Genomic DNA, 16169 nt, shown 5'->3' with positions numbered 1-16169 from the left:
CAAGCGGCATGAAGCTTTTTTCGTCAAAATCCAAACTCTCTTCTCAATAGAACCAGACCCTTTACATTGGTTACAAATGTACACAATGGACATGAAAGTTCACCCGCTCCTTAGTCTTTTCTTCATTATAACTCACTTTCCCTTGTTTGTAACATGTCCACAACTAAAAATCTGAATTTTCTTTCTAATGTGACGCACATTATATTTAATGAAGGTGCATTTATCCCCAGTAGAAGTTGCCTCCATGTTATACTAGTCACTTAGGAGGGCTAGGCTATGCGAATTCATCCATACATTATACTAACTTCAGCCATGTTATTTTTCTCTGGAAACTTTATTGTAGGTAAAGCATTTGAAGGGGTTATCCCACCATTTACTTTGGCTCTATTTAGGGTAGTGGCAGCAAGTATTTTTCTGTTGCCCCTTTGTTACAAAACTTTACGGTTAAATCATTCGTTATGGAAAAAGGAATGGAAGCCTTTATTAGGGATTTCTTTAACAGGGGTTGTCCTGTTTAACGTTGCCCTTTATTCTGCTGTAAACTATACAAGTTCTATAAATGCTGCAATTGTAGACGCTTTAACGCCAGCTGTAGCTGCTATTTTAGGCTTTATTTTGTTAAGGGAAACCTTAAATAAAATTCAACTAGGGGGAATCATTTTATCCTTTGGAGGGATACTGTGGATTATTACAGAAGGCTCATTTGCTGTTATTAGGAGTCTTTCCTTTAATATTGGAGATATCATTATGCTTTTTGGTATAGTCTGTTGGGCCATCTATTCGATTATCATAAAAAAACATAGCTATAAATTTCCTAATATTGCAGGTCTTGTAATGACAATGATAATTGGAGCTATCATTCTTTTTCCATTAGCACTCTATGAATGGATTACATATGGTTTTCCTTCTTTATTTGATTGGAATACAATACTTGGGATCATGTATATCGGTCTCTTTCCTTCTGCCATCGCCTTGTTAGCATGGTATAAAGGAGTAGCAGAAATTGGACCAGCAAAAGCTTCCGTTTTTTTCAACTTAGTGCCTGTGTTTACTACTGTGTTGGCTATTACTTTTTTAGGAGAAGTCTTTACCTACCATCATTTATTCGGTGGAATCATTGTACTAATAGGTGTGTACTTATCAACAGGAATGAAAAGCAGACAGAGACAGAAACAAATACAGTTCAAAAAAGAAGCGTAATAAACAAAAAAACACCACTCGTGAATACGATTTGGTGTTTTTTGTATTAACCAAAAGCTTGTCGCAAAGAATCCTCATCATCACTTTTTTTTACACACAAACGAAGATACATGTTCATTAAATGATCCAATTCTTGACTATAACGGACCGTCTGATTGGACGTAAATCCGTTTTCTTGAGCGGACTGGATCATTTGTGATCTTTTTTCTTCCATTTGTCGTTTTAGATAATATTGAATCCCCATTTGTTTCACTCGTTTCCCCAAAGATTACTTTCACTTTCCTCATTAAATTAAAGCGATGTTAAACTTTTACGTTTTTTTGTTACAGGTACTCGCTTTCCTAAATTAAAAAATCTTTCTATTATTATATCTATCATATAATTGTTTATCAATATAGTACTTAAATATATTTTAATATAAAACTTTCAAAAAGTGAAAGGAATATTTTAGTTTTATTACGACAATTATCGCAATACTTTTGTCAAATAACAATAAAAGACCTATTATCATCTATTTTTGTGGAGAGAATAAAGTACTAACTTTCATTTATTTGAACAATAATCAAGATTTATTTATATGCTGTCGCTGCTTTTACTGCTTTTTTCCATCCATCATATAAACGACTTCTTTCTTCCTGATCCATGACTGGTCTAAAATTGTAATCTATCCTCCACTGGTTTCCAATCTCTTCTTTGTTTCTCCAAAATCCTACTGCCAAACCGGCTAAATAAGCTGCACCAAGGGCTGTAGTTTCCTGGATCACTGGACGTTGTACAGGGACACCTAATATATCACTTTGAAACTGCATCAAGAAATTATTCGAAACCGCTCCACCATCTACACGTAATCGTTTTAAAGGTACACCAGCATCTGCTTCCATCGCATGAAGAACATCCTTCGATTGGTAAGCCAACGATTCTAAAGTAGCCCTAATAAAGTGTTCCTTTTCCGTTCCCCGTGTGATCCCAAAAACAGCACCACGTACATCACTATCCCAATATGGAGTTCCGAGTCCCACAAATGCTGGCACAACGTACACCCCGTCCGTTGACTCTACTCGTTGGGCATATTCTTCACTAGCTGATGCTGTTTTAAGCATTCTCATACTATCGCGAAGCCATTGAATAGCTGAACCTGCCACGAAGATACTTCCCTCTAGGGCATAGTTGACCTTACCGTCTATTCCCCAGGCAATTGTCGTTAATAGACCGTGCTTTGAACTAACGGGTTTTTCTCCTGTTTGCATCAGCATAAAGCACCCTGTACCATATGTATTTTTAGCCATTCCACTCTCAAAGCATGCTTGACCAAATAAAGCAGCTTGTTGATCCCCTGCCACGCCAGCTATTGGTATTTCTTCCCCGAAGAAATGATAATCTATTGTCTTACTATATACCTCCGAAGATGGACGAACTTCCGGGAGCATACTTTTCGGAACCCCCAGAATTTGTAGCAATTCCTCATCCCAACTTAAATGATATATATTAAACATTAACGTTCTAGAAGCGTTGGAATAATCCGTTACATGAACCTTTCCACCTGACAACTTCCAAATAAGCCAAGTATCGATTGTCCCAAATAGGAGTTTTCCTTCTTCCGCCTTTTCCCTAGCTCCTTCCACGTTATCCAACAACCACTTTACTTTTGTCCCAGAAAAATAGGCATCAATTAATAACCCTGTTTTTTCACGGAACAAGTCATTATATCCTTGTTTTCTCAAGGATTCACAAATGTCCTCTGTCTGACGAGATTGCCAGACAACTGCATTATAGATTGGTTTCCCCGTTTCCTTATCCCAAATCACCGTTGTTTCACGCTGATTCGTAATACCAATTGAAGCAATTTCCTTGGCTGATATTTCAGCTTTATTCAATACCTCCGCCATCACTGCAAGGATGGATGACCATATCTCGTTTGCATTATGCTCTACCCAACCTGGCTTAGGAAAAACCTGTGTGAACTCCTTTTGCGCAACTTGTACGATTTCCCCTTCTTTGTTAAAAATGATTGCTCGAGAACTTGTTGTACCTTGATCGAGTGATAAAACATACTTTTTTTCCACCAGTACTCCCCCCACCAACATATTATCTAACTGGCTTGTTCACTAAGTACCGTTCGTTTCCACGGCGTTTGACTTAGGGCGTTTAGTTATATACTTTATGCTTAATTTTACCAACAAATTCGTAAAAACTAAAGGCATGTTTCATTATCCGTGTACCATTATATTCACTTCTTGTGAATTCTTGCGATCCCCCTCCTTAACCGTTACTACTCCTGTCCAGTTACCTGGCTGTGAAAATGTAGTTCGCCCCTCATACAGTCCACCATCAACATGAACAAGCTCCACTTCAGCTTTAGCTGTGCCTGCATGGAATTCCCCTTTTACGTCTGCCCCCTCTAACCAAGTGTATGGGTCCTCCATTACAATTACTTGTATGGTAGTTTGATTCTCAGTACGGATAGGATAATCCTTTGCGGCCCATTGAATTGTCCAAGATAAATCCCCTTCCTCCTCCACTACAGTATCCATTGGTAGCATATAAAGCATAGCTACAATACTTAAACAAAATAATGTTATCACAATCCGCAAATGTTTTTTATAATTAACTGTTTTTGCACTTGATTCTGTTTTCATTCCTAATCACCCTTCCATTCACATGTTAGTCATGATTAAGGAAGAGTAAACTTCATAAAGAGACGTTTTCAAAAAACTCCCCAAGCTCCCGAGGCAAAGAAGACAGCCAAAATAATCACTGCCAATAAATGACAGTGATCGGTTGTTGTATTTAGCAATCATATTTAAGTTCAAACAGGTCCTTTCGTCGATCCTTCCACTGAGTTACAGTTCCTGACTTACGATTCCTTCTTAATAACTCTAGATCAACATCTCCAACAACAACAGCTTCAATATTAGGATTACACTCCCCTACAATACCATCCCGTGGAAATGGAAAGTCTGACGGAGTAAATATTCCTGACTGAGCATATTGAATATCCATATTTTCTACATGAGTCAAGTTCCCTACTGTACCTGTTATCATCGTATATACTTGATTTTCGATTGCCCTTGCTTGTGCACAATACCTTACTCGCAGGTAACCTTGTCGCTCATCCGTACAGAATGGGGAGAAAATAATGTTTGCTCCCTTTTCAGTTGCTATTCTTGAAAGTTCAGGGAACTGGATATCATAACAAATCTGAATCGCGATTTTACCACAGTCTGTATCGAATACTTCCACCTTATCTCCACCGTGAATCCCCCAGAACTTTCGCTCATTTGGAGTAATGTGGATTTTATATTGCTTTTCTATCGTCCCGTCTCTACGGAACAAATAAGCTATGTTAAAAATCTTTCCGTCCTCTTCAACGAAGTGTGAGCCGCCAATAATATTAACGTTATATTTAATAGCAAGCTCCGTAAATAAATTTATATACACTTCTGTAAATTCGGTTAAGCGACGTATGGCTTGAGCTGGTCTTTTTTCTTCTATAAAAGATAAAAGCTGAGTGGTGAAAATCTCAGGGAAAACAACAAAATCGGAGTGGTAGCTAGCACCAACATCTGCGTAGTATTCACATTGCTGAGCAAATTCTTCAAATGAATCAATCTTTTTCATCATATATTGAATCGCACAAATTCGAACAGGAAAAGATGTTTTAAAGTGCCGTTTTGTAGTTGGTTGATATTCTACATTGTTCCATTCCATTAACGTTGCATATTTCATGGAAGCATTATCGTCATCCAAATAATCTTTATTAACACGCTTTAATGTAAAACCGTTCATTACCTGAAATGTTAGAACTGGATCAAATAAATTATGATGCATGACTTCTTCTACATATTCCCTTGGTGACATTTCCTTCGCATATTTATTATAATTTGGAATTCTTCCACCAATGATGATACTTTTTAGATTCATTCTACGAGCCAAATCTTTGCGTGCCTCATACAATCGGCGTCCGATTTTCATTCTACGATATTCAGGGTGGACGGCAACTTCAATCCCATATAAGTTGTAACCTTCTGAATCATGGTTTGTAATATAACCTTCGTCTGTTATTTCATCCCACGTATGCTGATCATCATATTCATCAAAATTTATTATGAGACTAGCACAGGAACCTATAATTTCTCCTTCTAGTTCCACACAAAACTGTCCTTCAGGAAACACTTGAAGATGACTTTCTAGATGCTCCCTTTTCCAAGGCTCCATCTTTGGAAAACAAATTTTTGAAAGCTGAATGATTTTATCTATATCATCATGTCGTATGTTTCTAATAATTACTTTCTTTTCGAACTTGGACATATCTAACGGATTCATGGGACTTTCCATCCTCTCTCTTTCAATTATATCAGTCAAACTCTAATCTAATATGAAAGGTTAATATTTGCAACGATTCTCGCTTATAAGGATAGCTTTACCTTTGCAAAAATATATTATTTACTAGATTTTTTCACATATCTCTTTCACTTAATAATAATCTACGAAGAAGAAGGACCACTTCGCTTTGCAAAGTGGTCTTCTAATACATATATTTTTTAATTATTTTATCGGCTACCCTTCTCGTAAGCCTTACCAATCGCTTTAGGACCTTCTGCTTTTCCAACAAAACCAGCAAGAGCTAGAATCGTCAGGACGTATGGTGCAATGAGCAAATATACTTGAGGGACATTTGCTAATGCAGGAATCTGCTGAGCAGAAAGACTCAGTGATTGCGCAAAGCCAAAGAACAATGCTGCTCCTAATACACCAAGTGGATTCCATTTACCAAAAATTAATGCAGCTAATGCCATAAATCCTTGCCCTGCAATTGTGCCACCACTAAAGTTTGCAGAGGTAGTTATTGCATAGACAGCTCCACCAATTCCACCTAGAGCCCCACTTAACATAACAGCAATATACTTCATTCTATTCACTTTGATTCCCATTGTATCGGCTGCCATTGGGTGTTCTCCAACAGAACGAAGTCGGAGTCCGAAAGGCGTTTTAAATACAACGTACCAAACGACCAATACAAAAACTAACGAAACGATCGAGGTAGGGTAAATATTGCTGAAAAACCAGTTACCTACCACTGGTATATCACTTAGAAATAGGATATTCTCACGGAAAATTCTTTCACTAATATAATCTGTTTGACCTCTTCCGAAAATTTCTCTCGTTAAAAAGACTGTAAGTCCAACAGCTAGAAAGTTTAAGGCAACACCACTGACGATTTGATCAGCGCGAAAAGTTATAGAAGCAACCGCGTGGAAAAGAGAAAAAATTGCACCTATAAGCATTGCCATTACTAATGCGACCCAAGGAGATGCGGCTCCAAATCCTAGACTTTCAAACAGTAGTGTAAATACAATCCCACTAAAAGCTCCCATTACCATGAGACCTTCAAGACCAATGTTAACAACCCCTGCACGTTCACTAAACAGGCCGCCCAAAGCAGTAAATATTAAAGGAGTTGCTGCAAAAATTGCAGTTGGGATAATTAAATTTAATATTGAGATAATATCCATTTTATTTCCCCTCCTTCTTACTTTGGAGACGGTTTAAAATTAAACGAATTAAGTAACTAGATGCCACAAAGAAAATGATCAGGGCTATTACGATTTCAACAAGCTCTGGTGCGACATTTGCACCTGCTTGCATATTTGCAGCTCCAATTTTTAAACCACCGAATAAAAATGCTGCAAGAAAGATCCCAATAGATGTACTTCCACCGAGTAAAGCCACAGCTATTCCGTCGAATCCTAAGTTTGTAAAGCTTGATAGAATTTGAATAAAGCCATATGTTCCTAGACCTTCCATTGCCCCACCGATACCTGCAAATGCGCCAGAGATAACCATAGATAGTACGATATTTGTTTTTACATTCATACCTGCATATGATGAGGCATTTGGATTAAACCCAGCAGCCCGTAATTCATATCCTTTCGTTGTTTTCCAAAGGATAAACCACATAATGACACATGCAGCTATAGCCAGGAAAAATCCCCAGTGCATTCTTGAAAAATCAGTTAATCCAGCTAAAAAATCTGATGTTAACGATGCAGTTGGAGAGATAAAATCAGTACGTTGCCCTGATGCTAGCATATAATTACGTATTACATGGTTGCTTACATGAAGTGCAACGTAATTTAACATAATCGTGACAATAACCTCGTGAACTTGGAATCTCGCCTTTAAAATCCCAGGAAGAAATCCCCATATTCCACCAGCTATAGCACCTGCTAAGATAGCCAATGGAAGGTGTATAACCATCGGAAGGTCAAATACGATACCAACCACTACAGATGCAAGCCAACCAACGATTAACTGTCCCTCTACCCCTATATTTAATAGACCCGTTCGAAAGGCAAAGGCCACTGCTATACCTGAAAAAATAAGTGGCGTCATCATACGAAGTGTCTCACCGAATACATACGCGTCACCGATTACACCATCTATAAGGGCAGCATAGCCTGCAATAGGATTGTTACCACTTGCAAGCATGATAATTGCTCCTGCAAAGAAGCCGAAGAATATTGCTATCAGGGGAATTGCCAATTTAACAGCTGTATCTTTAATTAGTTTCAATTGGATTCACCTGCTTTCTCTTGCTTTCCGCCAGCCATCAATAAGCCAAGCTCCTGCTCAGTTGTATCTTTCGGATCAACAATGGCCACTATCTTCCCTTCATAGATTACTGCTATACGGTCACTAACATTTCGTATTTCATCTAATTCGAAGGAAATTAATAGGACAGCTCGACCTTTATCCCGCTCTTCCACGAGCTTTTTGTGTATAAATTCAATTGCACCTACATCAAGACCACGGGTAGGCTGAGCGGCTATTAATAAGTTAGGTGATCTATCTACCTCTCTTGCAATAATAGCTTTTTGCTGATTCCCTCCTGATAAAGCCCTTGCTAACGTTCGTTCACTAGGAGTGCGAACATCATATTCTTCAATTAACTCTTTTGCTTTCTCGTACATCTTTGGGTAAAACAAAACACCATTTTTAGAATACGGTTGACGATAATACGTTTGTAGTAAAATATTTTCTCCTACAGAAAAATCTAACACTAGTCCATGCTTATGACGGTCTTGAGGGATATGTCCTAACCCTGACTCCGTTACCTTTCGAGGTGAAAGATTCGTAATGTCTTTTCCATCAATGGTGATTTTGCCACTTTCGGATTTTTGAAGACCAACTATAGATTCAATAAGTTCTGTCTGCCCATTTCCATCAACACCAGCAATCCCTAGAATTTCTCCAGCCCTTATTTCAAGATTTAAGTCATTTACAGCCTTCACGTCTCGTGCGTCTCTCACGACTAAATTTTCTATTTTAAGGACAGGATCTTTTGGCTTCGCCACTGTTTTCTCCACTGCAAAACTAATTTCACGACCAACCATCATGGCTGCTAATTCATTTTGATTCGTTTCTTTTACATTTACAGTACCGATTCCTTTTCCTCTGCGAATGACTGTACATTGATCACAAACAGCTAAAATCTCTTTTAATTTATGTGTAATTAAAATGATGGATTTTCCTTCATTAATAAGCTTTTTCATAATTTCCATTAATTCATTTATTTCTTGAGGGGTCAATACAGCAGTTGGTTCATCAAAAATAAGAATTTCAGCACCACGATAAAGCGTTTTCAGTATTTCAACCCTTTGTTGCATTCCTACAGAAATATCTTCAATTTTTGCTCTCGGATCAACTTGTAGTCCATACATTTCTGAAATCTCTGCAACGTCCTTTTCTGCTTTTCTCAAATCGATGTTACCAAATTTAGTGGGTTCATTACCTAAAATTATGTTTTCAGTTACTGTAAATTTATCAATTAACATAAAATGCTGGTGAACCATCCCAATACCAAGGTCATTTGCCACATTAGGATCAGTGATTTCCACTTTTTCACCACGCACCTTAATCTCACCCTTTTCAGGTTGGTAAAGACCAAAAAGTACGTTCATTAATGTAGATTTCCCAGCACCATTTTCCCCTAAAAGAGCATGAATTTCCCCTTGTTTGACTTGCAAAGTAATATTGTCATTTGCAACAATGCCAGGAAACTCTTTTCGAATATTATTCATCTCTATCACATAATCCAATATCATCACTCCTGACAGTAAAGCATAAAAGCCTTGTGTCTAATTCTATAAACAAAGGCTAGTGGAGCACTAGCCTTTGTTAAATCTTTATTTAAATTTCAAACTCCTCAAATTCTTCATCCGTTTGTGGTACTTCAAACTCACCATCTAAAATACGTTGTGTCCACTCATCAACGGCACTTAATATTTCTTCTGATACATTTTCCGTTGATTCAGCAATCCCAACACCATGATCAGCAAGTTCAAACTCAAGGATTTCTCCACCAGGGAAGTTACCTTCCATTGTCATTTGAGACACTTGATAAACAGCTTGGTCAACACGTTTTACCATAGAAGTAAGGGTTACGTTACCGTCTGCCCATTCTCCTTCTTCATGTTGGTCCCTATCTACACCAATAACCCAAACGTTTTCTCCATTTCTTGCTCTGTTAATGGCTTCAGAGAAAACACCATTACCAGTACCACCTGAAGCATGATAAATGATATCTGCTCCATTTGAATAGAAAGTATTTGCAATGCTCTGACCTGTTGCAGCATCGTTAAAAGATTGTGCATATTGAACTGACACAGTTGCATCAGGATTTACTGCTTTAACCCCAGCTTTAAATCCATTTTCAAATTTCTTAATTAAACCACTTTCTACACCACCAATGAATCCAACGTGGTCAGTTTCAGTTTGTAATCCAGCGACAACTCCCACTAAGAAAGAACCTTGATGCTCAGCAAAAGTAATGTTAGCAATATTAGGGATTGTATTGTCATCATCATCTGTTACAACAGTATCTACGATCGCAAATTGTTTATCTGTATGTTGTTGTGCCACAGAACGAATATCATCTTCCATTAAGAAGCCAATTGCAAAAGCAATAGACGTTTCAGGGTCACGTGCTAAACGATTTAAGTTTGGAGCATAGTCTGATGCATCACTAGATTGTTGATAATCAACCTCTACACCAAAATCTTCTCCGAATTGTTTTAAACCTTCCCATGCTGACTGGTTGAATGATAAATCATCCACACCGCCTTCGTCCGTTACCATTTTAGCTACAAAATCACCAGTGTCTTCTGCAGTACCTTCGCCGTCTTCCACTTCTTCACCAGTATCACCAGTGTCTGCTGGTGTTTCTACCTCATTGTCATCTGCTTGTCCACATGCTGCTAAAATTGTACCTAATGCAAAGATACTAAAAAGAAACATTAATAAACCTTTTTTCATCTTACTGATCCCCCTTAAGATCTCGTTTTTTTGTCATCGTACTCACCAAAAAGAACAAGAATAATGCCCTTGTTCACGTTACCGGTACATGACTTCTGTGCCTTTATTATGGCTAAAGGTAATATAAATTATCACCTTTCATACAACCTTTTTTCTTTTTGGGTAATTTTTTATAAGTAAGATGTCTGACAACTCAAACCAAACAATCATCATATATTTTACTATCTACCCATATTTCGGTTTCTTGAATCGCATTTATAATACCACTAAATGATAGAGGAATAAATAGATAAGTTTAAGATTCTCATTCTTTTTTTCGACACTCCCCATTTCGCTTGAATTCTCTTTTTTTCGACACAACTCATCGATTCAATTCACACGATACTCTAAGAAACACGACATACCGACATTATTAAAAAAAGATGACAAATGAAATATGACACTTAGATACGAATGTGCATATGGTAGAATAGGGTTAAGAGTAAAAAAATTTAGAAATAAATGAAACTTGTGGTCAATCAGAAAGCTGATATCTGGGAGGCTAAATAATGGACAAATTATCAATTTTGGTTTGTGACGATTCAGAAACTGTAAGGAATCAAATGGTTGATTGTTTAAAAAAGATTGGTATTACAGATATATCGGAAGCTAAAGATGGTGTTGAAGCAGTGGATATATGTCATGCCGTCCGACCAAACCTTGTTTTTATGGATATTATTATGCCTAAGAAAGATGGAATTGCTGCCCTAAAGGAAATCCATCAAGCATACCCAGAAATAAAAATTATCATGGCATCATCCACGAGCGGACAGGCACACTTAAAGAACTCCATTCATCTTGGTGCTTATGGTTTTATTCAAAAACCAATTGAAGAGAGTATTTTAAAGGAGATTATTAAAAAGTTATTAAATGGAGCCGATTATCCTTCTAGAGTATAAAAAAGTACTGATTCCAATAATGGAACAGTACTTTTTTTATACTCTTTAAATGAAAACTTGTTGGTATTCACGTTTTTCAACTTACTTTTCGTGAAATATTTAAGGAAATTAATACTTTTATTGAATACGAATCAAAGAGGGATAATATAAATGAAATATTAGAAAAGCGTAAGCGTCTTGGTCATCGGTCGCAAAAACTGGAGGGAAAGATATGTCTAAAAAAGATAAATTGTACAGAAAATGGCATGAATTTTGGCACAATTGGCATTTAGTTAAAATGTATTATTACGGAAGCTATCGACATGAAAAAGCAATGAATAAGCATTTCAAGAAACTCGATAAATTGAATGAAAAACAAATAGAATCTCCTCCACAAGAAGCAAATGTAGAAGGAGATCCTATAGTTGAGAATTCAAATGAACATGATCATGAAAAAATGGATTTACGTCATCTTAAGATGGGTGAATCAAACTGATGTTTAGTCAGTAGTTTTTGAATAATAAATGTATGCAATCAAAACTGATAAAGAGCCTGCAATGATTTTTCCTATCATCATCGGAAAGATATAGTCTGCCTCTACAGAAGCTGTGAAGCCTAAATGTCCTCCTAAGACAAATGCGCCACTAACTGCAAATGCCACATTCATTAGCTTCCCTTTATCGTCCATTTGATGTAAGTATTTAAACATTGGAATACTGTGGGCAAGGCTAGATACAAGTCCTATAAATGTCATCTCAGACGTATTCACTTTTTTTTTTAAAGGTATCAAGACTGGCTTTAAAGCCGTCTTCAAGAAATGGACTAAAGGGAATGCACCAGCTAGGGTAATAGCTATAATCCCAACGATTTGTACCCCCTCGGACAGCGGTAAAAGCCCCGGAACGATCACTGATCCAGTTAAGGCTTCAACAATAGCTAGAACTAATCCAATAGTAATGACCACTGTAACGATTTTTCCAAACACAAAAAAGCCTCTTATCATCAATTGTTGTTTCCATAAAAGGCCTGCTGCAATTCCAAGTGAAAATAGGATAACTGGCATTAGCTGATGGATTAGAAATAAAACAGGTATGCCTGCCACAGCTCCACCTACCAAAGCCCCAACTGGTATAGGAATGAGACCAATCAAAATACCTTTCGCAAAAATTGGGTGATCCTCTTTTTTTAAGATACCAAGGGCCACTGGAATGGTAAAAACAAAGGTTGGACCGAGTAACGTGGCCAAAATAATACCAGAAAACATCCCAGCCATTTCAGTTTCAGCCAGTTCCATTGCGAGGGGGTAACCTCCCATATCAATGGCCAATATCATACCTGGAAAAATAGCTGGATCTGCACCTATCGCTAGAAACAATGGCGTAATGATAGGGCGCATGACCTCAGCTAGAATTGGAGAGATGGAAATAATGCCAACCATCGCTAACGCTATGGGCCCCATTGCCAAGAAACCTTCCTCAAAAGCTTTTCCATATCCGTAACGGTTTCCTAGGATACGATCTATTCCGCCAATACACATAAATAAGACCAAAATCCAAATTATGAGTTCATTCATCCACATGAAGTACGTTTAACCACCTTTTTAGAGTGCAACCATTGTTTTAGCTTTCGTAAAGAGGCAATTTAATTTTAAAGGTCGTCCCTTCTCCCTCAATACTATCTACTTCTACTGTTCCACCGTGCTCTTCAATTATCTGGAAAGTCACCATAAGCCCAAGGCCAGTACCTTTATTTTTCGTAGTAAAGAATGGTTCACCAATTCTCTTTAACTTTTCTTTAGGTATTCCACAACCAGTATCAACCACTTCAACAGTTACTTCCTGATTTATTGCACGGATGAGAACATTAATTTCACCACCATCATCTGTCGCTTCAATGGCATTCTTAATGAGGTTTACAAAAACTTGTTTTATTTGATGCTCTGCGCACTCTACCATTGCATCTTCCGCTTGAATATCCTTTTTAATTTGGATATTTTTAATAATCGCTTGTGTTTGTAACAAAGTAACTGTATGATCCATAAGGTTCACAATAGAGGTTGGTACCTTATCCATTTTTTGCGGTTTAGATAAAATTAAGAGTTCATTTAATATCTGTTCAATTCTACTGAACTCTGACTTCATGATGTCATAATACTCCTGTTTACCCCCTTGATTAAATTCAATTAGCTGTAAAAAACCTTTTAAGGAAGTTAGAGGATTCCGAATCTCATGAGCGATTCCAGCTGCCAATTGCCCTACAGCTGACAATTTTTCTGACTGATGAATCAATTCTTCTGACTTCTTCTTCTGAGTAATATCCCTAAAAGTTAGTACGCTGCCGATAACGGTTTCACCTGAAATCATGGGTGTCACAGTAAATTCTGTAATAAACGGTGTTCCGTCCTTTTTATAAAAGGTAATCCCTGACTTCTCTATTACAATTTCCTCGAATAAATTTAAACTATTAAAATCTTTATTGAAAAAATGATCAATAGATGGTTGGATATGATGTAATAATTTATGTATTGTTTCTGGTGTTAGTTCTTCACGGTCATAACCAGTGATTTTTTCTGCCGCTTCATTCCACATAACAACATTAAAGTCTTTATCAAGTCCAAGAATACCGTCCTCTACTGCTTCCATGATAGATTGGTTCATATCATATAATCGCCTTATTTCATCGACATTTAAATAATACTTCGTTATGTTCTTAAAAATGGCATAAGCACCAATGATTTCAGAGTTTACGATAATTGGGATAAGACTTAGCATGACTACAAAAGGTCTTCCAACTTCATTAGATAAGTTAATTTCCACAGTTTGTGGATTACCATTAATTGCTGTTTCAAATATATCTTTTATTCTGCCATTCCGATTTCCTACTAAATAATCTAAGAAATGTTTCCCTTTAATATTTTCATCATCTACACTAAACATTTCTTTAAACGACTTATTAACCGTTAAGAAATAACCTCTTAAATCAGTAGAGCAGACAGCATCTGGGTAGTCCCGAAACATGGTTCGGTATACTTCCTCAGTTACTTCCATCGTGAGGTTATCATTTAGTTTATTTAGTAGAATGGTCACCCTACCTTTAGATGGAATAACTTTAAAGTGAAGCCACATCTTTAAAGGAGTATAATACTCATTAAATTCCACAGGCTTGTCTTCTAAAAGAGACTTTTGATAGGAATCAAAAAATGTCGTACGAACATTGTCCGAAAACTTGTCCCACAAATGGACTCCCAGTAGATCCCTCTTCGAACTTCTTAATAGTTTAGCTGCTGCTTCGTTTGTATATATGAGTTTCCAGGCCTTATCAACGATTAGGATTGCATCGCTAATAAAATCAAAAGTTTGAGACATTAATTCAAAGTTATCTTGTTGTTCTTGTTGATTATTTACAATGGAATCCGCATTCTTCATCCATGACATCTCAGCCTTATTCGTCACCATTATACACCTCATCCTTATACAATTAACCCAATTAATATAATACTAACAAAAAATGATAAACAATTCGTGCTTTCTGCACATTTTTCCCATCATAATTTATCGATATTATTTTTAAAAGTAAAGAGAAACACCGATAATTATGTCTACCGGTGTTATATTATGTCGCTTTATCGTTATAGACCAGCTTTCCGCTGTAGTTTCTTTCCTATTTCCTGAAAATCTTCATAGGATACTCCAGGGGCAAACTCCTCAGGTATCTCCTCTAAATCTGGGATTGGACCACCTTGAGGTGTACCTTGGATTACTTCAAGTTCTCCTCCTTCAGTTGGATGCTCTCCTTTCCAAATCTTATTTACATCCTGGTAATCTCTTGCACTGAATGTATATAGCTTTCTATGTTTTCCCTCTGCTTCAAACTTCCGTGCAGTTTCAAAACGCTTATTATCTAAGTCTGGAATCGGTAGCATTTTTGTCACATCTGCACCTGTCATTACTTCCAGAGCTTTTGCGTAAGCCACAACATGAACCCCACCTCGAACTAACAGGTAACCTATCATTTCTCTTGCAACAGGGTTGTCTGTCATCTCATACACTCTCATTTTATGTGTTCTTGCTCCACACTCAAGGAAAAAATTATGCAATAGATCCAATACTAAATTACCACTAGTAAAAACATTGTCCCCAGTCCACGGATTTCCCATGGAATCAGCAGGTAAGGCCGTTTGTGCTGACGCAATAAAATGGTGAGAATTTCTTTTATCCTTTGCATTTTGCATTGGAGCAATGTCGGGATCACCTGGGAAAGTCGTTCCTTCAAGCATTAAATTAATCGTATTCGATACTAGTTCCACATGACCAAATTCTTCTGCTGTGATACTTGCAATAAGATCATAGAAAGGTTTATGCTTTTTCTTATTTCTAAAGTTAAAAGACTGAAACATATAATTATTTAATGTGGACATTTCGCCATATTTTCCACCTAATAATTCTTGAACCGCTGCAGCTGCATTGGCATCTGGACTCTTTGGTTTTGGCAACTCGATTTGAAGCTTATCAATCCTAGTAAACAATCTGCGCCCCTCCGTTTCATATGATAGAGTACTCTTCTTCCCGAGTTTCAAAGTGCACATTCCTAATACCAATGTGAAAAACATGCTATATCAGAAGAAGGCATTCCTTTTTATTCATATGATTCAGAACGTTTGTCTTAAAACAGGAAGATTTATCTTTAGGCTAAAGTGAAATACTAATCTTGTGTTAGTGTTCGTTACAGTCCAATCAC

14 protein-coding genes are annotated in these 16169 nt (G+C 37.1%); 3 read left to right on the top strand and 11 right to left on the bottom strand.

What is annotated here, in order from left to right:
• Positions 1-276 precede the first annotated feature (276 nt).
• The gene (locus BW724_RS07135; RefSeq protein WP_088074569.1) at positions 277-1200 is read left to right on the top strand and encodes a DMT family transporter; all 924 of its coding nucleotides are present in this window, start codon (positions 277-279) and stop codon (positions 1198-1200) included.
• Positions 1201-1246: 46 nt separating this feature from the next.
• On the opposite strand, the gene BW724_RS07130 is transcribed toward BW724_RS07135, so the two are convergent.
• The 8 genes from BW724_RS07130 to BW724_RS07095 all read right to left on the bottom strand — a co-directional run bounded on the left by BW724_RS07130 (position 1247) and on the right by BW724_RS07095 (position 10515).
• The gene (locus BW724_RS07130; protein ID WP_088077749.1) at positions 1247-1444 is read right to left on the bottom strand and encodes an aspartyl-phosphate phosphatase Spo0E family protein; all 198 of its coding nucleotides are present in this window, start codon (positions 1442-1444) and stop codon (positions 1247-1249) included.
• 325 nt (positions 1445-1769) lie between these two features.
• The gene (gene glpK, locus BW724_RS07125; protein ID WP_235848922.1) at positions 1770-3263 is read right to left on the bottom strand and encodes a glycerol kinase GlpK; all 1494 of its coding nucleotides are present in this window, start codon (positions 3261-3263) and stop codon (positions 1770-1772) included.
• Positions 3264-3407: 144 nt separating this feature from the next.
• On the bottom strand, positions 3408-3836 hold the full coding sequence (locus BW724_RS07120) for a hypothetical protein (RefSeq protein WP_088074567.1): 429 nt from the start codon (positions 3834-3836) through the stop codon (positions 3408-3410).
• Between the two features lie 151 nt (positions 3837-3987).
• Positions 3988-5523 carry a GNAT family N-acetyltransferase gene (locus BW724_RS07115; RefSeq protein WP_088074566.1) on the bottom strand — a complete coding sequence of 512 codons (1536 nt, stop codon included), beginning with the start codon at positions 5521-5523 and terminating at the stop codon, positions 3988-3990.
• Positions 5524-5750: 227 nt separating this feature from the next.
• The gene (locus tag BW724_RS07110; protein ID WP_088074565.1) at positions 5751-6713 is read right to left on the bottom strand and encodes an ABC transporter permease; all 963 of its coding nucleotides are present in this window, start codon (positions 6711-6713) and stop codon (positions 5751-5753) included.
• A 1-nt stretch (position 6714) separates the two neighbouring features.
• Positions 6715-7764, bottom strand: coding sequence for an ABC transporter permease (locus BW724_RS07105; RefSeq protein WP_417891417.1), 1050 nt, complete (start codon positions 7762-7764; stop codon positions 6715-6717).
• A 5-nt stretch (positions 7765-7769) separates the two neighbouring features.
• On the bottom strand, positions 7770-9299 hold the full coding sequence (locus BW724_RS07100; RefSeq protein WP_088074564.1) for an ABC transporter ATP-binding protein: 1530 nt from the start codon (positions 9297-9299) through the stop codon (positions 7770-7772).
• 91 nt (positions 9300-9390) lie between these two features.
• Positions 9391-10515, bottom strand: a complete 1125-nt coding sequence (locus tag BW724_RS07095; protein WP_088074563.1) for a BMP family lipoprotein — start codon at positions 10513-10515, stop codon at positions 9391-9393.
• 548 nt (positions 10516-11063) lie between these two features.
• Between BW724_RS07095 and BW724_RS07090 the strand changes: the two genes are divergently transcribed.
• Entirely contained in the window at positions 11064-11453 is a 390-nt protein-coding gene (locus BW724_RS07090) for a response regulator (protein WP_088074562.1), read from the top strand.
• 211 nt (positions 11454-11664) lie between these two features.
• Complete coding sequence (locus BW724_RS07085) at positions 11665-11928, top strand: hypothetical protein (RefSeq protein ID WP_088074561.1); 264 nt, start codon at positions 11665-11667, stop codon at positions 11926-11928.
• Positions 11929-11931: 3 nt separating this feature from the next.
• Here BW724_RS07085 and eutH read toward each other — a convergent pair whose 3' ends face one another.
• The 3 genes from eutH to BW724_RS07070 form a co-directional block, all read right to left on the bottom strand.
• Positions 11932-13011, bottom strand: coding sequence for an ethanolamine utilization protein EutH (eutH, locus tag BW724_RS07080; RefSeq protein WP_088074560.1), 1080 nt, complete (start codon positions 13009-13011; stop codon positions 11932-11934).
• A gap of 40 nt (positions 13012-13051) precedes the next feature.
• A complete protein-coding gene (locus tag BW724_RS07075) occupies positions 13052-14887 on the bottom strand; it encodes a PAS domain-containing protein (RefSeq protein WP_176371331.1) in 1836 nt (611 codons plus the stop codon).
• Positions 14888-15060: 173 nt separating this feature from the next.
• A complete protein-coding gene (locus tag BW724_RS07070; protein ID WP_088074558.1) occupies positions 15061-15957 on the bottom strand; it encodes a manganese catalase family protein in 897 nt (298 codons plus the stop codon).
• Positions 15958-16169 lie beyond the last annotated feature (212 nt).

The sequence above is a fragment of the Litchfieldia alkalitelluris genome (assembly GCF_002153425.1).
In the GTDB taxonomy this organism is placed as follows: domain Bacteria; phylum Bacillota; class Bacilli; order Bacillales; family Salisediminibacteriaceae; genus Evansella; species Evansella alkalicola.
This window is presented reverse-complemented; position numbering and strand designations above follow the sequence as displayed.